The organism is Microbacterium sp. LWH13-1.2, assembly GCF_038397735.1.
Classification (GTDB): Bacteria; Actinomycetota; Actinomycetes; order Actinomycetales; family Microbacteriaceae; genus Microbacterium.
The window spans coordinates 2141132-2162727 of sequence record NZ_CP151635.1 but is presented as its reverse complement, the minus strand read 5'-3'; the positions used below and the strand labels follow the sequence as shown (position 1 = coordinate 2162727).

Below are 21596 nucleotides of genomic sequence, written 5' to 3'. Positions count from 1 at the left end.
GTGTGTAGCATGATGGCATGGACAACGGATCTGACGCCAGTCCCCGGGGGAACGGGGTGTCGGACGTGATCCCGCATCGGGGCTCCCACTCTCCTGACGGCCTCGCCCATTCGGCGATCTACGACGTCGAATCGAGCGATCCTCGGAGCCTGCTGGTCGATCGCTCAGGTGTCGCCGAGGAAGACCTGCGTCAGATCGCGCTGGTGATGGCGGCGCTCGGAGATCTGAGGGATGCCGAGCAGAAGCTTTCGCTCGCGTCGAGACGCTACATGCAGCTCAACGAGACAGACATGCGCGCGCTGCACTATCTGATCGTCTGCGCGAACAAGGGTGCGACGGCGACCCCCGGTGGCATCGCCACGCACCTCGGCATCTCGACGGCGTCGACGACCAAGCTTCTCGACCGCCTCGAGAAGGGCGGGCACATCCGTCGTGCACCGCACCCCACCGATCGACGCGCGCTCGCGATCACGATCACGCCCGAGACGCGCCAGGCTGCCATGGAGACCGTCGGTCGTCAGCAGGCAAAGCGCTTCTATTCAGCGGCGCGGTTGACGCCGGAAGAGCGCGACGTGGTCATCCGATTCCTCTCGGACATGGCGCAGGAGATCACGCTCCGGGATGAGCCGTGGGCCCAGGCCGGAGTCGTGTCGTCCGAGTGAGTCAGTGCGCGGCGTTGTACGCCTCGACCACGGGAGCCGGAATTCGACCCCGCTCCGACAGCGTGTAACCGTTGTCGTTCGCCCAGGCGCGGATCGCTGCAACCTCGGGATTGCGTCCTGGACGCTTTCTCGGAGCGGCAGAGCGCACGGAACCCGACGACCCCGCCCGGCGCCCGGCCGAGATGTAGGGCTCGAACGCCTTGCGCAGTTCTTCCGCGTGCGCGGTATTCAGATCGATCTCATACGACGCGCCGTTGAGCGAGAAATGAACCGTCTCGCCTTCGCCGACATCGAGTACGGATCCGTCGATGTCATCGACCAGCTGGTGCACAATTCTTCTCGCCATGGAAATGACATTACCGTGACGAGAAGAATTCCGACACGTTATCCGGGACCGGGTCGCGTATTCATTCGTGTCCGGGGTCGATGAGTTTCAGTCCGACGATGCATCCGACGAGTCCGAGCAGCAGCAGAATTCGCAGCCAGGAGATATCGCTGTCGCCGGTGACCATTGCCCAGACGACGGTGAGCGTCGCGCCGATGCCCACCCAGACGGCATATGCGGTTCCGGTGGAGATGTCGCGCATCGCGAAAGCGAGCCCGATCATCGAGAGGATCAGCCCGCCGATGAAGATGACGCTCGGCCAGAGTTTGGTGAGTCCCTCCGATTTGCCCAGGGCGGTCGCCCAGACGGCTTCGAGGACTCCGGATGCGATCAGCACGATCCACGGCATGATGGTCCTTTCGGACCAGTCTTTTCGCTCACCGGGTACTGGTCTGCCTCGTCCGGGGTCGGGGTTCACCGACCAGTGTCCATGTTAGCCACCCGGCCTGGGCAGCCACTGGGCAGCCACTGCGCAGCGCACGGGGGTCAGACGGGCCGCTCAGGGGAGGAGGCCCGCCCGCCGTGCCTTGGTCACAGCGGCATGACGGGTCGATGCGTCGAGCTTCGACATCGCGGTACCGAGATACGCCTTGACGGTCCCCTCGCGAAGGCCGAGCTGGCCACCGATCTCGGCGTTCGTCGCCCCCAGGGCCGCGCAGGCGAGCACGTCGGTCTCCCGGCGAGAGAGATGGACGATGGGAACCGGGCCGGTCGCCGGGGCGACGGCATCCTCCGCGAGCAGCACGAGGCGGCGTTCGACCTGGGCGATGCGTGCACGAAGCCCCGCGTCGTCCACGGAGGCGGCGATGCTGCGCAACTCGGCGAAGCTCTCGCGGAGCTCTTCCCGTTGGCGTGGGGCGACGGACTCGGCGGCGGGCGAGACGGAGCGCAGACGCCGGTCGACCTCATCGCGGATACGGAGCTCCTCCGCGACGGACTGCGCGACCTGCATCGCGGGTGCGGTCGTGACGCCGCCGACGGGGGTCCGCTCCCACGCCCCCGCGTAGAGCACGCCGCGCGGGCGACCGCTCACCACGATGGGCAGCGCCAACAGGGTCCGCAGCCCTTCGCCGAGGACGAACACGTCGTAGTCGTGGGTGATCTGCTGCGAGGAGCCGTAGTCGTTGGTCATTCGGGGGCGGAGTTCCATCATCGCCCGCCCGCCGAGTCCGCGCTCCGGCCGCACCCTGAGGCCGTCGAGGCTATGGGTGCGATTGCCCACGATGCTCGTGACGCTGACCACGCCCTCATCGATCAGGCCGCCGAATGCGACAGGGAACCGGGTGCGCTGAGCAAGCTCGCGCACCGCTCTGGCGACGAGCTCGGTCTCGGATTCCATCTCTGTCGACGTGCTCACGACTACCTACTTTCGGGGGTGACGGCGCTGTTCCCCGTTTCGTAGCGTCGACCCTACCATTCGCCCGGCAGATGAGGGCGAGCCGTAGACCATGAGGCAAGGAGGCCCCATGACCGACCATCCAACGGCCGATCCGGCGGGAGCGATCGACTATATCGCCGTCGAGGAATCGCCACGTTTCCGCGAGCTGAAGAAGACACAGCGTTCGTTCATCTTCCCGCTCGCGGCATTCTTCCTCATCTGGTATTTCGTCTATGTCCTGCTTGCGGCATTCGCAACGGACTTCATGTCGCAGCGGGTGTGGGGCGATATCACCGTCGGGCTCCTGATGGGACTCGGCCAATTCGTGACGACCTTCGCGATCACGATGGGATACGTCGCCTTCGCCAATAGCAAGCTCGATCCGATCGCCACGGAAGTCCGTGAAGAGCTCGAGAAGGCGGAGGCCGGCGCATGAACCTGCTTCACGCGGCGACCGAACAGCCGACCGTTGAAAGCAATCCCGTCCTCAACATCTCGATATTCGCGGCATTCGTCGCGGTGACGCTCTTCATCGTGATCCGGGCCAGCCGCAACAACAAGACGGCTGCCGACTACTATGCGGCAGGGCGTTCGTTCACCGGCCCCCAGAACGGGTTCGCGATCGCGGGAGACTACCTGTCCGCCGCGTCGTTCCTCGGAATCTGCGGCGCGATCGCGATCAACGGCTACGACGGCTTCCTCTATTCGATCGGATTCCTCGTCGCCTGGCTGGTGGCGCTGCTGCTCGTCGCCGAGATGATGCGCAACACGGGCAAGTTCACGATGGCCGACGTGCTGTCGTTCCGGCTCAAGCAGCGCCCCGTGCGGATGGCGGCGGCGATCACCACACTCGCCGTCTGCTTCTTCTATCTGCTTGCGCAGATGGCGGGCGCCGGTGGTCTGGTGTCTCTGCTGCTCGGCATCGACGGGAGGATCGGCCAGTCGATCGTGATCGCAGTCGTCGGTGTGCTGATGATCGTCTACGTGCTCATCGGCGGCATGAAGGGCACCACCTGGGTGCAGATCGTGAAGGCGTTCCTGCTCATCGGGGGCGCCATCGCGATGACGATCTGGGTGCTCGCGATCAACGGGTTCAGCCTGAACACGCTGCTCGAGGCGGCCGTCGCCAACTCCGACAAGGGCGATGCGATCCTGGGGCCGGGCCTGCAGTACGGTGCGAACCCCTGGGACTTCCTGTCGCTGGGCATGGCGCTCGTGCTCGGAACCGCCGGACTCCCGCACGTGCTGATGCGCTTCTACACGGTTCCGACGGCGAAGGAGGCCCGCCGCTCGGTGGTCTGGGCCATCTGGCTCATCGGCGGCTTCTACCTGCTGACGCTCGTGCTCGGGTACGGCGCCGGCGCTCTCGTGGGGGCGGACGTCATCGCGGCGGCTCCCGGCGGACCGAACTCCGCGGCTCCCCTCCTCGCGCTGTACCTCGGCGGTCCTGTGCTGCTGGGGTTCATCTCGGCTGTCGCCTTCGCGACGATCCTCGCCGTCGTCGCGGGGCTCACGATCACGGCAGCAGCGTCGTTCGCGCATGACATCTACGCGAACGTGATCCAGAAGGGCAGGAAGGATGCGGCCGGCAACGCCGTGGAGCCCGACCCGAACGGCGAGGTGCGGGTCGCACGACGCACGGTGGTCGTGATCGGCATCCTGGCCATCGTCGGCGGCATCGGCGCACAGGGGCAGAACATCGCCTTCCTCGTGGCGCTGGCGTTCGCCGTCGCCGCATCCGCGAATCTGCCCACGATCCTCTACTCGCTGTTCTGGCGTCGCTTCAACACCCGAGGCGCGGTGTGGAGCATGTACGGCGGGCTCGCGGCGGCGATCATCCTGATCGTGCTGTCGCCGGTGTTCTCGGGGTCGCCCACCTCGATGATCCCCGGCATCGACATCGTGCTCTGGCCGATGAACAACCCCGGAATCGTCTCGATACCGCTCGGGTTCTTCCTCGGCTGGCTCGGCACGATCACGAGTCGGCAGAAGGAGTCTCCGGCACTCGCCGCCGAGATGGAGGTGCGCTCTCTCACCGGGTTCGGTGCCGAGAAGGCGACGGATCATTGAGCGACGCAGTGCGCAGACGCCGCCACCGGCGGTGAAGAGCACGTGGACCCCGGCGGCCTACTCGTCGGGGTCCACGTCGTCTGTCGTCAGCCGTGCGACTCGAGGTCGAGCAGGAACCTCTTGCGCTCGGGATGCGCACCGTATTGTCCGGCAGTTCCGTCGGACCGCACCACGCGGTGCACCGGAACGATGACGGAGAACGGCGTGAGTCTGCAGGCCGTGCCGACCGCGCGCGCGGCTCCGGGGCGACCGGCGAGCACCGCGACTTCTCCGTAGCTGAGCGTCTGCCCCCATTCGATCGTGCTGATCGTCTGCAAGGCGGCGCGGGCGAAACCGGTGCTGAGGCGCCAGTCGAACCGCAGATGCTCGTCGAAGCGCACCGCAGCACCGTCGAAGTAGTCGTCGAGGAGGTGCGCGAGCTCGTCGGCGGCGCCGGGGTCGGGCTCGGGGACGGAGTGCAGCTGGCCGGAGACGTTCTCGAGGAGCCAGGGGACGGACGGGTCGTCGGATTCCGAGAGGTCGAATCGGACGATCCCCTCGTCGGAGAACACGGCGAGGGCGTCTCCGAAGGGGGTCGGTGCGAAGTCGTAGCGGAAGGTCATGCCTCCATACTGACCTCCGGGGCCGCCCGTCGACATGCGCGATCACGGTGCCGGGGGAGAGGCCGCCGACCCATCCCGGCCGTGCAGGAGCAGTCCTCCGAGCATCCGTGTGCCTCCGACTGCCTTCCGAGGGGCGGAAATACGGTGAAACCCGCCCGGGATACCGCCGTCTCGGCGAGGCGCGCTTAGGGTGTGAGGTGTGTGGCGACGTGAAGGCAAGGCTGCGGACGATGCAGCGACCGATGCCTCAGCGACCCTGAGTGCGCCGCCCGAGCCCGTCGTCGGCTTCGGGATCGCCCACGCCGCGGAGGCCGAGCGCACACGTCTGCGTGCCGAAGCCGCCGACCTCGGTGGCTTGTCGCCCCTCGTGACGTTCCGAGACACCGTCGAATCGGGCATCGACATCTCCAAGGCGCACCCGGGCAGCCTCCCCCAGTTCATCACCGGGAAATCGACACTCCTGTCGAACCTCTTCCGCGACGAGGTCGGGCTTCGGACCGCTCGGCTCGCGGCCGAGCGGATCACGGCGAAGAACACCGAGCTCCGCACGGTTCGCGGCATCGAGGCGGTGCATCTCGCCGTCGGCGTCGCAGGATGGCGCATCGGCGGCGCTGACTTCGCAGCTCCCGTGCTGCTCCGCCCTCTCGCGATCCGTCGCCACCACACCGACTTCGAGCTCAAGCTGCAGGGCGCCTTCGAGGTCAACCCCGAGCTGGTGCGCATCGCCCGCGAGCACTTCGGCATCACGATCGATGCCGCGGCGCTCGCGTCCCTCGCTTACGACGGCGGCATCTTCAAGCCGCAGCCCGTGATCGACAGCCTCCGAGCGACCACCCGATCGATCGACACCTTCACCGTGCTGCCCAGGCTCGTCGTCTCGACCTTCGCGGACGTGGGCGGTGCGATGGCGCGCGACGGCGGCAGCCTCGACCACATCGTGCTCAACGCGCTCGCCGGGCACGTCGGCGACCGCGAGCAGGTCTCGGCGCGCCGGCCCGACCCGCACCACACCGGCCCGGACGACCGCGCGCCGGCATCCGACAACCTCCTGTTGGACGCGGACGCCGAGCAGGAGGCGCTGCTCGCCAAGATCGCGGCCGGACACTCGCTCACCGTCGCGACGCTTCCCGGCACGGGTGGCACGCAGACCGTCATCAACGCACTCGGAGAACTGGTGCGCAACGGCAAGCGCGTGCTCGTCGTGTCGGCGAGGCGTTCGACGCTCGACGGGGTGCGGCATCGTCTGGCGGGCATCGGACTCGACAGCCTGGCCGTGTCGCCGGCCAGCGTCCGCCGCGACCTCGTGCGTGCGATCGGACGCAACGAGAAGGCCACAGCCCCGAAGGTGAGCGACGTCGACGACGCGCTGGTGCGGCTGCGCACCGTGCTGCGCGACTATCGTCAGGCGCTCACGTCTCCCGTCGCGGGAACCACATCGTCGGTCCTCGACGCCACGCGTCATCTCACCCGACTCGCGTCGCTGCCCACGCCGCCGTCGACCAGTGCGCGGCTGAGTATCGAGACCCTGCGCCGCCTGGCCGACGACCGCTCCTCGGCAGCGGCGGCCCTCGCGTACGCGGCCCGTCTCGGCGAGTTCCGCTTCGGCCCGAACGACTCGCCCTGGTATGGGGTCACGTTCTCGAGCACCGAGGCCGCGAAGTCCGCTCATCAGCTCGCCGGACGACTGCACTCCGACAGCGTCCCGGCGCTGCTCGAGCGCGGCTACGCCCTCATCGCGCAGACGCACATGCGACCGTTCTCGACCATCGACGAGCTCGGCGAGTACCTGCGACTTCTGCAGGGCATCCGCGACTCCCTCGATCGCTTCAGTCCGACCGTGTTCGAGCGGCCGCTGGGCGAGCTGATCCAGGCGCACGGCTCCCGACGCGACGCGCCCAACATGTCGGGTGCCAACCGGCGACGACTTCGTCGTCTCGCCAAGGAGTATGTCCGCCCGGGCGTGCACGTCACCGAGATGCACGAGTCGCTGCTCCGCATCCAGGCGCAGCGCACGCAGTGGCAGCGCTGTGTCGAGGCGGGCGTCGCACCGGAGGTGCCGCTCGGGCTCGCCGACGTCTACGCCTCCTGGCAGCGGGTGACGGCGGAGCTCGCCGAGCTCGATGTCGCTCTCGGTCGTAGGGAGCCGCTCTCGACCCTGCCCGTCGAGCGACTCGTGCGCACTCTGGCAGGCCTCGCCGCCAAGTCCGACGTCTTCGACAACCTCGTCGAGCGCGCACAGCTGCGCGACCGCCTCGCCGAGCTGGGGCTCGAGCCTCTGCTCGCGGAACTCTCCGTGCGCCACGTCTCCGAGGCCCGCGTGGGCGACGAGCTGGAGTTCGCCTGGTGGCAGACGCTGCTCGAGCGCGCCCTGCAGGACGACCGTGCCCTTCTGGGTGCGAACACGGCCGTGGTCGACCGCCTCGAGCGCGACTTCCGTCTCGTCGACGAGGCGCACGCGGCTATGGCGGGCCCCCTGCTCGCCTGGCAGCTCGCGAATCAGTGGAAGATCGCGATCGTCGACGAGCCGCAGGAGTCGCAGAACCTACGCCGCGCGCTGAAGCAGCCGGCGACGACGACCGCCGAGATCGTCAGCGCCGCGCCCACCCTCGTCGACGTGCTGGCGCCCGTCTGGATCTCGTCGCCCTATCTCGTGCCGCACATCCCCGATTCGGTCGAGTTCGACGCGGTGCTCCTCGTGGATGCGGCCGCGATCAACCTCGCGGAGGCGGCTCCCGCCATCCGCCGTGCGCGCCAGATCGTGGCATTCGGCGACCCTGTCACGCAGCTCCCCACCCCGTTCCACGTCGCCGTCGACCCCGGCGCCGAGTGGGAGCACGAGGTTCCCTTCGACACGGTCTCGGTGTTCGAGCGGCTGTCGGAGCTGCTCCCGGTGATGACGCTCACGCGCAGCTATCGCGCCGGCGGTGAGGATCTCGCCGAACTCATCAACGACGCGTTCTACGGCGGAGAGATCGTCTCCCTGCCGTGGGCCGGATCGTACCTGGGCCGAGGCAGCCTCGCCGTCGACTACGTCGAGGGGGGAACCGGAGCGCCCGACCCCGTCTCGGGAGCCGTGGAGAGCCCGGACGCCGAGGTCGCCCGTGTCGTCACCCTGGTCGTCGAGCATGCCGTGCACCGTCCGGACGAGTCGCTCATGGTCGTCACGGCCAGCAGACGTCACGCCGAGCGCGTGCGCGCCGCAGTCACCTCCGCGTTCGCCGGCCGTTCCGACGTCGCCGACTTCGTCGGGCGCGACACGGCCGAGCCGTTCGCGGTGCTGACGCTCGAGGAATCCGTGGCCGAGAGCCGTGACCGCGTGATCTTCTCGCTCGGATTCGGTCTCACCAAGCACGGCCGGGTCCTCAGCGACTTCGGCGACCTGTCGACGCCGGACGGCGAGCGACTGCTCACGGTCGGCATGACCAGGGCGCGCCGCTCGATGGTCATCGTCTCGTCGATCAGACCCTCTTCGTTCGACGACGGACGCCTCGAGTTCGGCGCGGCCACGCTGATGTCGATCCTCGGCGGCCTGGCCTCCCGGGGGCGCGAGGCGCGCCTCGAGGATCTCGCCGATCCGCTCACCCTCGCCCTCGCGCGCGAGCTGCGCCGCCTGGGTGCGGCCGTGGACGTCGATTACCGCGGTCTCCTGCCGCTCGTCGCCCAGCACAAGGGCAAGGCCGTCGTGATCGAATCCGACCCCGAGTCGCGAGGAGAGTCCCTGCGGGAGACGCTGCGCCTGCGCCCGCACGTGCTGCGCCGCCTCGGCTGGCATTACGTCCGGGTGCATGCCTTCGATCTCTACAGCGATCCCGTGACCGCGGCCGCCCGCATCGCCGAGGTCCTCGGCATCTCGGCATCCGCCGTCCGGGCCGAGAACGACACGCAGCCGATCGATCTGATCGATCCGCAGAATGACTGATCAGCCCGACCCGAGTGCTCCGCGGCAGAAGGTCGTGCGGGTTCCGGGATCTCGCCGCGCGCGGCTGACGCCGGTGGCCGGAACCGACACCGACCCGGAGTCGGCGGCGTCTCAGAAGCCGAGCGCATCCGCCCCGCGCGGGCCGAAAGGGCCCAAGGGCCCCAACGACGACCAGCTGATGCAGGACGTCCCGCCGCACTACTGAGGCGGAAACGACGATGCGCACGGCCCCGACGGGACCGCGCGCATCGTGCGGAATGCGGTGAGCGTCAGCTGCGGGCGTTGCGGGCGAGCAGGTCGCGGATCTCGACGAGCAGCTCGGCCTCGGTCGCGGCGGCCGGCTCCTCGGCCGGCTCTTCTGCGGCGGTGCCCTTGCGAGCCTCGACCCGAGCCTTGAACGTGTTCATCGGCAGGACGAACACGAAGTAGACGACCGCGGCGACGGCGAGGAAGCTGATGATCGCCGAGATGAGGTCGCCGATCGGGAACGTGACGTCGTCGCCGTAGAAGTTCTGGACGGTCCAGCCGAACTCGCCGGTGGCGTCCGCCTGGAAGAACAGGGCGACGAGGGGGGTGATGATGCTGTTCACGACGGCGGTGACGATGGCCGTGAACGCCGTGCCGATGACGACCGCGACAGCCAGGTCGATGATGTTGCCGCGGAGGATGAAGTCCTTGAAACCTTTGAGCATGGGAACCTCCGGAGGTCCGTTGTGTGTCAGGAAGAAGCGGTGCTCGACGCGGGCGCCGGGGTGGCGCTCTTCGTCGGCTCCGACTTCGATGATGCCGGGGCGGATGCCGAAGAGCCAGAGCCCGACCGCGAGTCGGTGCGATAGAAGCCGGATCCGTTGAACGTCACGCCGATGGATCCGTACTGCTTGCGCAGCTCTCCACCGCACTCGGGGCAGACGGTCAGTGCGTCGTCGGAGAAGCTCTGCACGGCGTCGAAGGCGTGGCCGCAGGAACGGCAGGCATAGGCATAGGTGGGCATTGCGGTCCTCGCGGGGGTCAGCGTCGCGACTGCGACAGGAGAAGGGTCTGCGTGGGCGTCACGACGCCGGTGACCGGCTGGTCGTGAACCTCCCGCGGCAGGAAGTCGAGTACCTCGGAATCATAGATGACCGCGTAGACCGGCGGGCACTTCTCCATCGATCCGATCGTCTTGTCGAAATAGCCGCGGCCCCAGCCCATGCGCATCCCGGTGCGGTCGACGGCCGCCGCGGGGATCACCATCAGGTCGACGTCGTTGACGGCGATCGGGCCGAGCACCTCGCCGGTCGGCTCCGGCAGCCCGAAGAGGCCTTCGGCGACGTCGTCGTCGTCGGTCGCCACAGCCCAGTCGAGCAGGCCGTCCGCGCGGGTGACAGGGAGGAGGACGCGGATGCCGCGGCGCACGGCGCCGGTCACGAACTCGCGCGTGCCCGGTTCCGTGGTCGTGGAGAGGAAGCACGAGATGGACCGCGCTCCGAGCGACTCGACGAGGTCGTCCAGACGCTTCGTGATCGCGGCTGCGGCGTTCTCGCGCTGCGAGTCGCTGAGCAGCTGTCGGCGTTCGCGGAGCTCCGCGCGCAGCGCGCGCTTCTCGTGCTCGACGTCGTGGGACATGCCTCCGAGTCTACGGCGGGCATCCCCACTAGGCTGTGAAGATGGGTACCCAGAAGATGAAGGCTGTCATTCCCGCCGCAGGACTGGGGACGCGATTCCTGCCGGCGACGAAGGCGATGCCGAAGGAGATGCTGCCGGTCGTCGACAAGCCGGCCATCCAGTACGTCGTCGAAGAAGCTGCGAGCGCCGGGATCGAGGACATCCTCGTCATCATCGGCCGCAACAAGAACGCCATCTCGAACCACTTCGACTCGGTTCCCGAGCTCGAGGTCAAACTCATGGAGAAGGGCGACACCGGACGTCTCGAGCGGGTCGTGCGGTCGAGCGATCTCGCCGACATCCACTTCGTCCGCCAGGGTGAGCCCAAGGGTCTCGGTCATGCGGTCCTCCGAGCGCGCACACACGTCGGAGACAGCTCGTTCGCCGTGCTGCTCGGTGACGATCTCATCGACGAGCGGGATCCGCTGCTCACCGAGATGATCGCGGAGCACGAGCGCAGCGGCGCCGCCGTCATCGCCCTCATGGAGGTCGATCCTTCGAACATCCACATGTACGGCGCCGCGGCCGTCGAGGAGATCGACGGATCCGACTCCGTGCGCGTGACGGGCCTCGTCGAGAAGCCCGCGCAGGAGGATGCACCCTCGAACCTCGCGATCATCGGCCGGTATGTCCTGCCGGCATCGATCTTCGACGTGCTCGAGCGCACCGAGCCCGGCAAGGGCGGCGAGATCCAGCTCACGGATGCTCTGCAGGAGCTGGCGACTCGGCCCGAGGGCCCCGGCGTCGTCGGCGTGATCTTCCGCGGACGCCGGTACGACACCGGTGACCGCGTCGACTACATCAAGGCGATCGTCCAGCTCGCCTCCGACCGCGAGGATCTCGGCCCCGAGCTGCGGCCGTGGCTGAAGGAGTTCGCGGAGCGCCTCTAGGCGTCCTCGCGGCGTCGGAGCGCTCGGATGGATCAGGCGACGGGAATGAGGCACGGTCCGATCGAGCTGCGTCTCGTGCGGTCTCGTGACGCCAGGCCGCTGCAGCATGAGCTGCTGAGCAACCGCTCGTGGCTGCAGCCCTGGGAGGCCACCGTCCCGTACGGATCGGTGTCGTTCGACATGCGACTCAGCATCCGCCGTCTGCTCCAGCAGTACCGAGACGGTCAGGGCTACCCGTTCGTCATGGAGTACGACGGGGAGGTCGCCGGTCAGCTCAACGTGTGGGGAGTGGCCAGGGGGTCGCTCTGCTCGGCGACCATCGGCTATTGGGTGAGCGAGCGATTCGCGGGCAAGGGCATCACGCCGACGGCGGTCGCGCTGGCGACGGACGCGTGCTTCACCGAGTACGCGCTGCATCGGATGGAGATCTGCATCCGCCCCGAGAACGCGGCGAGTCTGCGCGTCGTGCAGAAGCTCGGCTTCCGCTATGAGGGGCTTCGTCGGCGCTACATCCACATCGACGGCGACTGGCGCGACCACTACGCTTTCGCTCTCACGCGGGAGGATGTTCCCCAGGGCGTGCTGGCGCGATGGCTCAACGGTCAGGTCCCCCCGGATGCCGCGACGATCCCTCCGTCGGACCGACTCGCGATCTGAAGGCGCGACACGCCGAACTCGTCGCGACACACGCCCGGACTGAGCCGCGTGAACAGCGATGTTCCCGTACCGTTGTCGACATGGACGGGCCGGTGCTGAGCGGGGGAGTGATAGTCCTCGTCGCCGTGCTCCTGTGGATGCTCTATCTGCTGCCCTCGTGGCGCGGCCGTTTCCAGTACGACGCCGCTGAGCGCAACGCCGTCCGCCTGAACCAGGCACTGCGTGTGCTGGCTGAGACCAGCGAGACGCCCGGCGAGGTGCGCCTCGAACTGAATGCTCGAACGGCGCTCGCGCAGCAGAAGCTCGCGAAGCGGGTGCAGTCCGAGAAAGAGGCCGCCGAGCTCACCCTTCTTCGCGAGGAGCTCGCGGCCGCCAGGGCCGATCCGGTCGTCCGCCAGGCGCGTGCGCGCCGACGGGTGCGCATCGTCGCGACCTCCGCGCTTCTCCTGGGGCTCGCTCTCACGGGACTCGGCGTGTGGCAGCTCATCGCGACCCAGGCTCAACTTCTTCTCTGGCTCGGTGGCGCGACAGTGCTGGCCGGCGGATTCGCTCTTCAGCGCATGGCGTCGGTCGCGGCTCGGGCCGCTCGCCGATCGGTCGCTCCGATCGAGCAGCCCATCGCCCGCGTCGAACCGAAGCTGCACGATCAGGGACGTGCCACCTGGACGCCGCGTCCGCTTCCCGAGCCGTTGGTCTCGGTCGCGGGGTCGCGCGCGCAGGTCGCGCGGGCCGAGATGGATGCGCAGGAGGAGCGCCGTACGGCCGCCCGTCTCGCGGAGCTGCGTGAACGCGCCGAGCGGATGGCGCCCGCGACGCCCGTGCAGATCCCGGCAGCCGTGTCGCCCTTCGCGAAGATGGGTTATGTCGACGACGCCGAGATCGAGGCGCACGTGCGTGACCTGCTCGCGAAGCGCGCAGCAGGCTGATCTCAACGACACGGGCACCTCTTCCGGCGTGATAGCGTAGAAGACGTCAGGGCCTATGGCGCAGTTGGTAGCGCGCCTCGTTCGCATCGAGGAGGTCAGGGGTTCGAATCCCCTTAGGTCCACAGACGAAGAAGCCCCTCCGAGCGCGAGCACGGAGGGGCTTTCTTCATCTGCGGCTCGATTACTTGCGGTTCGTCCGGTAGTAGGCGAGAAGAGCCTTGGTCGAGGCGTCCTGCGCCTCGATCGCCGACTCGTCGCCGCCGATCGCGGGGGCGATCTGCATCGCGAGCTGCTTGCCGAGTTCGACGCCCCACTGGTCGAACGAGTTGATGCCCCAGATCGTGCCCTGGGTGAACGTGATGTGCTCGTAGAGGGCGATGAGCTGACCGAGCACCTGCGGCGTCAGAGCGGGCGCGAAGATCGACGTCGTCGGTCGGTTGCCGGCGAACGTGCGGGCGGCGACGAGAGCACCCGTGGTGCCCTCGGCCTCGACCTCCTCGGGGGTCTTGCCGAACGCGAGCGCCTTCGTCTGGGCGAGGAAGTTCGCGAGGAAGAGCTCGTGCACGTCCTGGCCGCCGTCGCTGAGCGGATACGCCGGGTTCACGAAGGCGATGAAGTCGGCGGGGATCAGCCGCGTGCCCTGGTGGATGAGCTGGTAGAACGCGTGCTGTCCGTTGGTGCCGGGCTCGCCCCAGAAGACCTCACCCGTGTCGGTCGTGACGGGCGTGCCGTCCCAGCGGACGGACTTGCCGTTGGACTCCATCGTGAGCTGCTGCAGGTACGCGGGGAACCGGCTCAGCTGCTGCGCATAGGGCAGTACCGCGTGCGACTGCGCACCGTGGAAGTTCACGTACCAGACGTTGAGCAGGCCCATCAGGATCGGCACATTGCGCTCGAGCGGAGTGGTGCGCACATGCTCGTCGACGGCGTGGAATCCGGAAAGGAGGTCGCGGAACGTGTCGGGGCCGAGAGCGATGGCGAGCGACAGGCCGATCGCGGAGTCGACCGAATACCGACCGCCCACCCAGTCCCAGAACCCGAAGGCGTTGGCGGGGTCGATGCCGAACGCGGCGACCTTGTCGAGCGCGGTCGACACGGCCACGAAATGGTGCGCCACCGCGTCGGTACGGGCATCGTCATCATCGGAGATCGCGCCGGATGTCGTGAGGCCGGCCCACAGCCAGTCGCGCGCCAGGCGGGCGTTGGTGAGCGTCTCGAGTGTCGTGAACGTCTTCGAGGCGACGATGAACAGCGTGGTCTCGGGGTCGAGATCCGCCGTCTTCTGGGCGAGGTCGGTGGGGTCGATGTTCGAGACGAACCGTGCCTCGATGCCGGCATCCGCATAGGGCTTCAGAGCTTCATAGACCATCACCGGGCCGAGGTCGGAGCCGCCGATGCCGATGTTGACGACGTGGGTGACCTTCTTGCCGGTGACCCCGAGCCACTCGCCCGCGCGGACCCGTGTCGCGAACGCGCTCAGTGCATCGAGCACCGACTGCACGTCGGCATCCACGTTCTGGCCGTCGACGACCAGGGCGGGGGAGGCCTCTGCCGGGCGGCGGAGCGCCGTGTGCAGCACGGCGCGGTCCTCGGACGTGTTGAGGTGGGCGCCCTCGAGCATCGCCGCGTAGCGTTCGGCCACGCCGGTCTGCTCTGCGAGGTGCACCAGCGCTGCGAGAACCTCGTCGGTGACGAGGTTCTTCGACAGGTCGACGTGCAGATCGGCGAGCGGGAACGAGAAGCGCTCTGCGCGATCGGCGTCGGCGGCGAACCACCCGCGCAGATCGGCGCTGATCGACTCGCGGAGCGCTGCGAGCTCGGACCAGGCGGGAGTGAGTGTCGGATCAACAGGAGCGGTCATGGATCCACGGTACTGCGACGGGCGACCCGATGAGCCCGTGATGACGCCCGGGCTCGCTCTAGGATTGCTGCGATGACCGACGCGGCCCCCGAAACCACCGCAGACCGGCGGATCAGGGCGACCGTCACCCGCCGATTCGTGCGATATCCGCTGATCGTCGGGCTCGTCCTGCTCGCCGCCGCGATCGGCTGGACGCTCGCGGGCGACGATCTCGGCTTCCTCTCTTTCCTCCTGATGCTCATCGGAGGGTGGAGCCTCGCATTCTCCTTCGTGAACGCGACCATGGAGATGCGACCCGCGCGCAACGGCGTCGTGCTGGAGCTCGGCGTGGCAGCGGTGCTGACCGCGCTCATGATCTTCGTCATCGAGTTCGGCGGCGACGACCTTCTCGAAGGCCTTCCCGAAGGCGCGCGGGCGGTGATCGTGGTGCTCCAGATCGCGGCGGCCCCTGCCACCGCATGGATCTGGCTCGGGCTGCTCTCACGGATCACCGATCTGTTCCGGCGTCGGGACGCGAAGCGGCCGGCGCCCACGCCACCTGAGTGGCAGCGGGAGGACGCCGGCGACGGATCACGAGTCGAGTTCCCGGCGCTCGACCTGCGGATGCGCTCGCTGACCCTCGGGATCATCGGAGTCGTCGTGGTCGTCGGCCTCGCGGGAACCGCCCTGCTGATCGCGTTCGACGACGCCGTGATGTCCATGGGCCCCCGTATCGCGATCATCGTGATGGGCGTCGTCGTCGGGCTTCCGGTGTATCTCCTGCTCAGGGCGGCTCTGCGACGGCGGACCCTGTGGTGCACGCTCGCGTTCGGCAATGACGAGCTGAGGATCCGCGTCGGCTCGTCGCGCCATCGCATCCCCTACTCCGACCTTCAGACGCTCGTCTGGCGGACGCGCAGCGATTACGCGCGGGTGGAGGTCGAGGGCCTCGGCGCCGACCTCTCCCTCATCGTCGGGCTCGCGAAGCCTGCGGCAGGCCGCGCGGCGGAGCTCCCCGCGCTGCCCCGTCGCGTGTTCCGTCGGCTCGAGCTCGCGGGACTCACCGCTGAGCGATCTCGTCGTGACGAGGTCGTGACGTTCCGCAGAGCCCGGTGACCTCGCGCGTGCACGCCGGAGTGCGCGCACGAGGTACGGTTTCTTTCATGGGAAGACTGCGGTATGACGGCACATCGGAGCCGATACTGATCGACGACGAGACGCTCGCTCACCTGAAGGTCATCGTGGGGACGAAGCTGCGCCGCCAGGAGAGCTTCATGATGACCTGGCTTCCTCCCGAGGGCGGCGACCCGGGACGCGTCACGGTATGGATCCACCCGGCGATCCCCCTGCAGTTCCTCTTCAGCTCAGCTGAGCCCCAGGCCATCCAGAAGCCGCGCGTCGAAGAGATCATGCACGCCCTCAACGCGACCGGGGAGCTCGTGATCGATGATTACGTGCAGGCGAAGATCGCCGACGGGAGTGCACCGAAGTCCTGAGTCACTCGGCCGGATACCCGTCGGCCTTGAGCAGTCGGGCGAGCTGAGCGGCGTTGCGGGCAGCCGTGGTCGTGGCCTCGGCGACCTTCTCGGGCGTCTCGTCGAGATCCTTGTAGTCGACGGTCTGCATCGCCTCGCCGTTCCAGTAGACCGACCCCTGCGCGGGCACGGAGTAGCCGATGTCGTTCAGCGACTGGAACAGGATCGCGGCGATATGGTGCGCGCCGTCCTCATTGCCCACGACGCCGGCGATCGCGACCTTGTCGAACAGGATCGGCCTGCCCGCATCATCCGTCTCGCTCAGCTCGGCATCGAGCCGTTCGAGCACGCGCTGAGCGACACTCGAGTGCTGCCCCATCCAGGTCGGGGTGAGGAGCACGAGGATGTCGGCGGCATGCACCTTCTCGCGCAGCGTCGGCCACTGGTCGTCCCCGCCCATGTCGGCCTCGACGCCGGGGCTGATCACGTGATCGACGGCTCGTACGATCTCTCCCGAGACGCCGTGCTCGCCGAGGGCTGTGAGGATCTGCGACCCGAGCAGGTCGGTGCTCGAGTCCGCGGGGGAGGGCTTCAGGGTGCAGGAGATGGCAAGGGCGGTCAGTTGTGCAGTCATGTCTGCACGAAACCACCATCGCCGCGGATCCCCCAGGGGGTTCCGTCACCGGGGCGTCTGCGCTAGACGGTATCCTGGATGACGGCCGTTACGACAGGAGACCCCGTGATCCTCAGCTTCATCTTCTTCATGATCCTCTTCCTCGGAGGCATCTGGCTCATGGGGTTCGCTCAGTCGCTGGAGGACTTCCAGGCGATCGTCTTCGTCGCCGGGCTCCTCATCACCAGCCTGTCGCTGGCTTTCATGATGCGCCAGCGCGGGTCGGCCACCCGCCGCAAGGACAACTGGTCGGGCAACCCCACCGAGTAGTCGACGTCGCCCGCCGGAACTCTCAGCTCCGCTTGGCGAGTCTCATCTCGAGGTTCGCCTTCACCGCGGGCCATTCGGGCTCGATGATCGAGAACTCGACGCTGTCGCGCAGAGCACCGTTGCGGTAGCGGCTCATCGCGCGCATGACCCCGTCCTGTTTCGCTCCGAGCCTCTCGATCGCGGCTCGCGACTGGAAGTTCATCCACTGCGTGGTCAGTCCCACACGGAAGACCCCGAGCTCCTCGAACGCGTGGCGGAGCAGCAGCAGCTTGGACTCCGCATTCGTGCCGGTGCCGTGCGCAGAGGGGCGATTCCAGGTGTAGCCGATGTGCAGCCGCGGGGTATCTGCATCGATGTCGTAGTACGACGTCAGGCCGAGGATGCGGCCGGACGGGTCGAACGCGGTGAAGGGGATCATCCCTCCGCTGTCGACGAGGCCGATCCGGCGATCGATCTCGGCGGCGAGACCATCCGGTGAGGGAACGGACGTGTACCACGCGTTCTTCCACAGGTCTCCTTCGAGAAGGGCGTCGAGGAGCCCGTCGTAGTGGGTGGCCTCGAGCGGGCGGAGCTCGACGAGGCGCCCGGTGAGGGTGATCGGGGCCGGCGCGGTGCGGAACGTCATGCTGTCATTCAACCAGCGGCGAGACCGGGGGAGTGTCAGGGGCTCGGCAGCCGATGCTCCCACTGACCTCTGCCCATCCGCGCCCCGACGTAGGTGGCATCGCCGACCCTCCGGAGCAGCCGCTGGTAGGCGATCACGATCTCGACCGTCACACCCAGGTCGAAGGCGAGGCTGGCGGGGTGCGGGCCTCGGGCCTTCTCTGCCGCGGCGTACGCTGCGGGGGTGATCAGCAGGCGTGCAGCCCACTCGTCGGCGCGTCGCTCCTGACGATCGCGCGCGGCGGCATCTGCCGTCGGGGTATGACCGAGCATCGCGTGCGCGAGCTCATGCGCGAGCACGCTGCAGGTCGCGCGCAGGCTCAGCCCCGGGGTCACTCGGATCGTGGCGGTGCGCGGCTCGTAGCCGCCATAAGTGCGGCCGGAGCGCTCGACCAGGTGCAGCCCGTTCTCTTCGAGCAGGCGGAGGAGGTTCTCCATGAGGCCCCCTCTTCGCCGGATCGTCAGTCGTAGAGATCGTCGGTGTCGTCGTCGTGCGCGAGGGGCGAGTCGAATGCCACCTCGGCCTCATCTTCGCGCCGGCCGCGGACATCGGTGCGGGGGCGGAGAGGCGTGACGGTCGCGGTGTGGAGACCGCCCTCGGCGCGCAGTCGTTCCTCGGCGCGGCTGAGGACGAGGTGCGGCTCGAGATCGAGCGACGCGCTGACGGCGTAGAGCACCGGGATCGGAATGGATCGTTTGCCCGTGACGTAGTTGTCGAGGGCGCTGCGGGCGATGCCGATCTCGCGCGCCATCGCCGCGATGCTGCTGCCCGCGATGCCGATCTCACCGCGGAGCTGGCGCCCGACGGCCGCGTTGTACTGCTCGCCCGGTGTCTTCACGTGAGTCACGATAGCACCGGGATGAAGCCAGGATGCCGTCATACTGGTGCGTGAAGGCCTTGCCGCGCGTCATGTGCGGCGCTACTGTCTACAAGTGACGACAGATCTGCGACGAGCGGTGGCACTGACCGTGAGAGCCGAACTCCTGGGTGCGGGCCGAACCATCCCCTGGCTCTCCCAACAGACGGGGATCGCCCTGCACGTGTTGCAGAAGCAACTGGCGATGCAGCTCGACTTCACGGTCACGGACCTGGCCGAGATCGCCGACGCCCTCTCTATCGACATCGCGCGGCTCTTGCCACGGCCCGCGAAAACGTGACAGCAGCCGATCGATCGGAGATGCCCGCGCGCCTCGCGTCGTGAGTGTCCCCGCAGTAGCGTGTCGGTATGAAGACTGTGCCGTTCGGATCTGCCACCGCCCCTGCTGTCGTCGCCGGAATGATGCGCATCGATGACAAGGATGCGGCGCAGATCCGCGAGCTGTACGACACCGCCCGGACCGCGGGGATCGACTTCTTCGATCACGCCGACATCTACGGCGGGAGCATGCACTTCTGCGAGGCGCGTTTCGCAGATGCGCTCGAACTGACTCCGGCCGAGCGCGAGGAGATCGTGCTGCAGACCAAATGCGGCATCAACCCCGCGGAGGGCTCGTTCGATTTCTCATACGAGCACATCATCCGCCAGGTCGAAGGATCCCTGAGGGCGCTGCGCACCGATCACATCGACGTCCTGCTGCTGCACCGTCCGGATGCCCTCGTCGAGCCGGAGGAGGTCGCCAGGGCGTTCGACGAGCTCGAAGCCACGGGCAAGGTGCGCTCGTTCGGCGTCTCGAATCACACGCCGCGACAGATCGATCTGCTCCGCACGGCCGTGACGCAGCCGCTCATCGCCAACCAGCTGCAGCTGTCGATCACTCACGCGCCGATCATCGCCCAGCCCGTCGCCGCCAACATGGTGGGCGAGGACCAGAGCATCGTCCGCGACGGCGGCGGAATCGTCGAGTACTGCCGTATCAACGGCATCACGATCCAGGCCTGGTCGCCGTTCCAGGGCGGATTCTTCACCGGGGTCTTCCTCGGCAACCCCGAGTACGCCGAGCTCAACGCGGTGATAGACCGTCTCGCCGCGTCGTACGGGGTCGCGCCGATCGCGATCGCCACGGCCTGGATCACGCGGCATCCTGCCAAGATGCAGGTCGTGCTGGGCACGACGACGCCCGAGCGGGTGCGCGATGCCGCGGCGGGGGCGGAGATCGAACTCAGCCGCGCCGAGTGGTACGAGCTGTTCCGGGCGGCCGGTCACCTGCTCCCGTAGCCCGGGCAGGACGCGCGCTCGTCGTCTACCCTGAACTCATGCCGTTCCTGTTCTCGATCCTCGTCATCGCGCTGATGGTCGGCGCGCTCGTGGACATCATCAAGCGCGACGACGCGCAGGTGAGATTCCTGCCCAAGATGGCGTGGATCATCATCGTCATCCTGCTGCCGTTGATCGGCAGCCTGCTGTGGTTCGCGATAGGTCGGGAGTACTCGGAGGCGGGCTTGCGCATCCCGCGCATGCGTCCGGCCGCCCGACCTGCGGCGCGTCAGCCGGACCAGCGGCCCCCCGCTGCGCCGGTCGACACCCGGAGCACCGAGCAGCAGATCGCCGACCTCGACCGGGAGATCGAGGAGTGGCGTCTACGCCAGGAGATCGAGAAGCGTCGTCGCGAGGGCGGAGACTCGCCCGCGGGGTCGGAGTCCGCTGGGGGCTAAGCGGCCGCCGCGACGTCGAAGGACTCCCGAATGGCATCTTCGAGCTTCGGGTAGGCGAACTCGAAGCCGGCGAGAGTGAGCTTCTCGGGGATCACCCATCGGCTCTTCAGGATCAGCTCGGTCTCGGTGCGGATGCCGATGGCGCCGAGCTCGAGCATCCAGCGAGGCATCGGAGGCCCGAAGCCCACGCCGAGCACTCGGCGCACGGTGGCCATGAACTCCGCGTTGTCGGACGGGTTCGGAGAGGCGGCGTTGACCGGTCCCTCCAGAGACGGAGTCTCCTCGAGGAAGTCGATGATGCGTGCGACGTCTTCGACATGCACCCAGCTGAACCGCTGCGCGCCTCGGCGCGCACCGGGGAGGTGCCCTGTGCCGGCGGCCCGTCGCGCCCGGCTCACGGGCCACGGACCGTCGTGCTGGGCGCCGCCCAGGCCGAGGCGGGCCAGGTTCTTCAGGGGCCCGAGCACGCCCCCGTGCCCGAGGACGATGGCGCTGCGCAGTGCGACCCGCCGGGTGCGCGGCAGGTCGTCGGCGAAGAGCGCACGTTCCCACGCCTTCGCCACTTCGACGGAGAACCCGGTGCCGAGGTCGCCGGACGACTCGGTCATCGGGCGGTCCTCGGCGTGGCGGTAGATCGTCGCGGTCGACGAGTTCACCCACAGCGGCGGCGGGTTCGTCGCCTTCGCGATCGCTGAGCTGAGTGACGAGGTGGTGTCGAGTCGCGAACGGAAGATGGCCGCGCGGTTCTCGGCGGTGTACCGGCAGTTCACGCTCTTGCCGGCGAGGCCGATGACCAGCGAGGAACCGTCCACGGCGCGGTCGATCGCATCCTGGTCGCCCCAGGCGATGTCGGCTCCCGAACGCGAGATCGTGATCACCTCGCGCCCAGCCGCGCTGAGGCGAGGAATCAGGTACTGGCCCATGAAACCGGTGGATCCGCCGATCACGA

Annotated in this window: 27 protein-coding genes, 1 tRNA gene and 1 riboswitch; of the genes, 15 read left to right on the top strand and 13 right to left on the bottom strand. The window is 68.0% G+C overall.

The window, feature by feature from the left end; genetic code table 11:
* The first annotated feature begins 17 nt into the window (after nt 1-17).
* Nucleotides 18-662 (top strand): MarR family transcriptional regulator, encoded by a 645-nt coding sequence (locus MRBLWH13_RS10315; RefSeq protein WP_341954899.1) that lies wholly within the window; start codon nt 18-20, stop codon nt 660-662.
* Between the two features lies 1 nt (nt 663).
* Here the strand turns inward: MRBLWH13_RS10315 and MRBLWH13_RS10310 are convergent, their stop codons facing one another.
* The 3 genes from MRBLWH13_RS10310 to MRBLWH13_RS10300 form a co-directional block, all read right to left on the bottom strand.
* Nucleotides 664-1008, bottom strand: a complete 345-nt coding sequence (locus MRBLWH13_RS10310; protein WP_341954897.1) for an Lsr2 family protein — start codon at nt 1006-1008, stop codon at nt 664-666.
* 61 nt (nt 1009-1069) lie between these two features.
* Complete coding sequence (locus tag MRBLWH13_RS10305; RefSeq protein ID WP_341954894.1) at nt 1070-1396, bottom strand: multidrug efflux SMR transporter; 327 nt, start codon at nt 1394-1396, stop codon at nt 1070-1072.
* A gap of 10 nt (nt 1397-1406) precedes the next feature.
* Nucleotides 1407-1474, bottom strand: a riboswitch (guanidine-III (ykkC-III) riboswitch).
* A gap of 72 nt (nt 1475-1546) precedes the next feature.
* On the bottom strand, nt 1547-2404 hold the full coding sequence (locus MRBLWH13_RS10300) for a LuxR C-terminal-related transcriptional regulator (RefSeq protein WP_341954892.1): 858 nt from the start codon (nt 2402-2404) through the stop codon (nt 1547-1549).
* Between the two features lie 109 nt (nt 2405-2513).
* On the opposite strand from MRBLWH13_RS10300, the gene MRBLWH13_RS10295 reads away from it, so the two are divergent.
* On the top strand, nt 2514-2861 hold the full coding sequence (locus MRBLWH13_RS10295) for a DUF485 domain-containing protein (RefSeq protein WP_341954890.1): 348 nt from the start codon (nt 2514-2516) through the stop codon (nt 2859-2861).
* Nucleotides 2858-4495, top strand: coding sequence for a cation acetate symporter (locus tag MRBLWH13_RS10290; RefSeq protein ID WP_341954888.1), 1638 nt, complete (start codon nt 2858-2860; stop codon nt 4493-4495). Before MRBLWH13_RS10295 ends, MRBLWH13_RS10290 begins: the two co-directional genes overlap by 4 nt.
* An 86-nt stretch (nt 4496-4581) precedes the next feature.
* Here the strand turns inward: MRBLWH13_RS10290 and MRBLWH13_RS10285 are convergent, their stop codons facing one another.
* On the bottom strand, nt 4582-5097 hold the full coding sequence (locus MRBLWH13_RS10285; protein ID WP_341954886.1) for a methylated-DNA--[protein]-cysteine S-methyltransferase: 516 nt from the start codon (nt 5095-5097) through the stop codon (nt 4582-4584).
* A 256-nt stretch (nt 5098-5353) separates the two neighbouring features.
* On the opposite strand from MRBLWH13_RS10285, the gene MRBLWH13_RS10280 reads away from it, so the two are divergent.
* Together MRBLWH13_RS10280 and MRBLWH13_RS10275 are read left to right on the top strand one after the other, a co-directional pair.
* Nucleotides 5354-9016: an AAA family ATPase gene (locus tag MRBLWH13_RS10280; protein ID WP_341958288.1), complete on the top strand. Its 3663-nt coding sequence runs from the start codon at nt 5354-5356 to the stop codon at nt 9014-9016.
* Nucleotides 9009-9221 (top strand): hypothetical protein, encoded by a 213-nt coding sequence (locus tag MRBLWH13_RS10275; RefSeq protein WP_341954884.1) that lies wholly within the window; start codon nt 9009-9011, stop codon nt 9219-9221. Before MRBLWH13_RS10280 ends, MRBLWH13_RS10275 begins: the two co-directional genes overlap by 8 nt.
* Before the next feature lie 64 nt (nt 9222-9285).
* On the opposite strand, the gene mscL is transcribed toward MRBLWH13_RS10275, so the two are convergent.
* Genes mscL through MRBLWH13_RS10260 form a run of 3 tightly spaced genes read right to left on the bottom strand, consistent with a single transcriptional unit; the run spans nt 9286 to nt 10621 of the window.
* Entirely contained in the window at nt 9286-9708 is a 423-nt protein-coding gene (mscL, locus tag MRBLWH13_RS10270; RefSeq protein ID WP_341954882.1) for a large conductance mechanosensitive channel protein MscL, read from the bottom strand.
* Nucleotides 9709-9734: 26 nt separating this feature from the next.
* Nucleotides 9735-10007, bottom strand: coding sequence for an FmdB family zinc ribbon protein (locus MRBLWH13_RS10265; protein WP_341954880.1), 273 nt, complete (start codon nt 10005-10007; stop codon nt 9735-9737).
* 17 nt (nt 10008-10024) lie between these two features.
* Complete coding sequence (locus tag MRBLWH13_RS10260; protein WP_341954878.1) at nt 10025-10621, bottom strand: 5-formyltetrahydrofolate cyclo-ligase; 597 nt, start codon at nt 10619-10621, stop codon at nt 10025-10027.
* Nucleotides 10622-10662: 41 nt separating this feature from the next.
* Here MRBLWH13_RS10260 and galU point away from each other — a divergent pair, with 41 nt between their 5' ends.
* The 4 genes from galU (at nt 10663) to MRBLWH13_RS10240 (ending at nt 13255) form a co-directional block, all read left to right on the top strand.
* The gene (gene galU / locus MRBLWH13_RS10255; protein ID WP_056513681.1) at nt 10663-11550 is read left to right on the top strand and encodes a UTP--glucose-1-phosphate uridylyltransferase GalU; all 888 of its coding nucleotides are present in this window, start codon (nt 10663-10665) and stop codon (nt 11548-11550) included.
* Between the two features lie 45 nt (nt 11551-11595).
* Nucleotides 11596-12207: a GNAT family protein gene (locus tag MRBLWH13_RS10250; RefSeq protein WP_056312505.1), complete on the top strand. Its 612-nt coding sequence runs from the start codon at nt 11596-11598 to the stop codon at nt 12205-12207.
* 80 nt (nt 12208-12287) lie between these two features.
* Nucleotides 12288-13133, top strand: a complete 846-nt coding sequence (locus tag MRBLWH13_RS10245; RefSeq protein ID WP_341954876.1) for a hypothetical protein — start codon at nt 12288-12290, stop codon at nt 13131-13133.
* A gap of 49 nt (nt 13134-13182) precedes the next feature.
* Nucleotides 13183-13255 (top strand) — tRNA-Ala (locus MRBLWH13_RS10240).
* Nucleotides 13256-13314: 59 nt separating this feature from the next.
* On the opposite strand, the gene pgi is transcribed toward MRBLWH13_RS10240, so the two are convergent.
* On the bottom strand, nt 13315-14994 hold the full coding sequence (gene pgi, locus MRBLWH13_RS10235; RefSeq protein ID WP_341954874.1) for a glucose-6-phosphate isomerase: 1680 nt from the start codon (nt 14992-14994) through the stop codon (nt 13315-13317).
* A gap of 72 nt (nt 14995-15066) precedes the next feature.
* On the opposite strand from pgi, the gene MRBLWH13_RS10230 reads away from it, so the two are divergent.
* Both MRBLWH13_RS10230 and MRBLWH13_RS10225 read left to right on the top strand, forming a co-directional pair.
* Nucleotides 15067-16089, top strand: coding sequence for a hypothetical protein (locus MRBLWH13_RS10230; protein ID WP_341954872.1), 1023 nt, complete (start codon nt 15067-15069; stop codon nt 16087-16089).
* A 47-nt stretch (nt 16090-16136) separates the two neighbouring features.
* Complete coding sequence (locus tag MRBLWH13_RS10225) at nt 16137-16469, top strand: hypothetical protein (RefSeq protein ID WP_341954871.1); 333 nt, start codon at nt 16137-16139, stop codon at nt 16467-16469.
* A 1-nt stretch (nt 16470) separates the two neighbouring features.
* On the opposite strand, the gene MRBLWH13_RS10220 is transcribed toward MRBLWH13_RS10225, so the two are convergent.
* Nucleotides 16471-17082: an NAD(P)H-dependent oxidoreductase gene (locus MRBLWH13_RS10220; protein ID WP_341954869.1), complete on the bottom strand. Its 612-nt coding sequence runs from the start codon at nt 17080-17082 to the stop codon at nt 16471-16473.
* A 78-nt stretch (nt 17083-17160) separates the two neighbouring features.
* Here MRBLWH13_RS10220 and MRBLWH13_RS10215 point away from each other — a divergent pair, with 78 nt between their 5' ends.
* Nucleotides 17161-17391, top strand: coding sequence for a hypothetical protein (locus MRBLWH13_RS10215; RefSeq protein WP_235560774.1), 231 nt, complete (start codon nt 17161-17163; stop codon nt 17389-17391).
* 22 nt (nt 17392-17413) lie between these two features.
* On the opposite strand, the gene MRBLWH13_RS10210 is transcribed toward MRBLWH13_RS10215, so the two are convergent.
* From MRBLWH13_RS10210 to MRBLWH13_RS10200, 3 genes are read right to left on the bottom strand one after another with little or no spacing between them, the layout of a single operon-like run.
* Nucleotides 17414-18016 carry a GNAT family protein gene (locus MRBLWH13_RS10210; protein ID WP_341954864.1) on the bottom strand — a complete coding sequence of 201 codons (603 nt, stop codon included), beginning with the start codon at nt 18014-18016 and terminating at the stop codon, nt 17414-17416.
* 35 nt (nt 18017-18051) lie between these two features.
* Nucleotides 18052-18492, bottom strand: coding sequence for an ImmA/IrrE family metallo-endopeptidase (locus MRBLWH13_RS10205; protein WP_341954862.1), 441 nt, complete (start codon nt 18490-18492; stop codon nt 18052-18054).
* 23 nt (nt 18493-18515) lie between these two features.
* Nucleotides 18516-18893 carry a helix-turn-helix transcriptional regulator gene (locus MRBLWH13_RS10200; protein ID WP_341954860.1) on the bottom strand — a complete coding sequence of 126 codons (378 nt, stop codon included), beginning with the start codon at nt 18891-18893 and terminating at the stop codon, nt 18516-18518.
* Between the two features lie 94 nt (nt 18894-18987).
* Between MRBLWH13_RS10200 and MRBLWH13_RS10195 the strand changes: the two genes are divergently transcribed.
* The 3 genes from MRBLWH13_RS10195 to MRBLWH13_RS10185 all read left to right on the top strand — a co-directional run bounded on the left by MRBLWH13_RS10195 (nt 18988) and on the right by MRBLWH13_RS10185 (nt 20647).
* The gene (locus MRBLWH13_RS10195; protein ID WP_341954858.1) at nt 18988-19212 is read left to right on the top strand and encodes a hypothetical protein; all 225 of its coding nucleotides are present in this window, start codon (nt 18988-18990) and stop codon (nt 19210-19212) included.
* A 68-nt stretch (nt 19213-19280) separates the two neighbouring features.
* A complete protein-coding gene (locus MRBLWH13_RS10190) occupies nt 19281-20210 on the top strand; it encodes an aldo/keto reductase (RefSeq protein ID WP_341954855.1) in 930 nt (309 codons plus the stop codon).
* A 38-nt stretch (nt 20211-20248) separates the two neighbouring features.
* Nucleotides 20249-20647, top strand: coding sequence for a PLDc N-terminal domain-containing protein (locus MRBLWH13_RS10185; protein WP_341954853.1), 399 nt, complete (start codon nt 20249-20251; stop codon nt 20645-20647).
* Here the strand turns inward: MRBLWH13_RS10185 and MRBLWH13_RS10180 are convergent.
* Nucleotides 20644-21570, bottom strand: a complete 927-nt coding sequence (locus tag MRBLWH13_RS10180; protein WP_341958286.1) for a DUF1731 domain-containing protein — start codon at nt 21568-21570, stop codon at nt 20644-20646. The genes MRBLWH13_RS10185 and MRBLWH13_RS10180 overlap by 4 nt on opposite strands.
* Between the last annotated feature and the right edge of the window lie 26 nt (nt 21571-21596).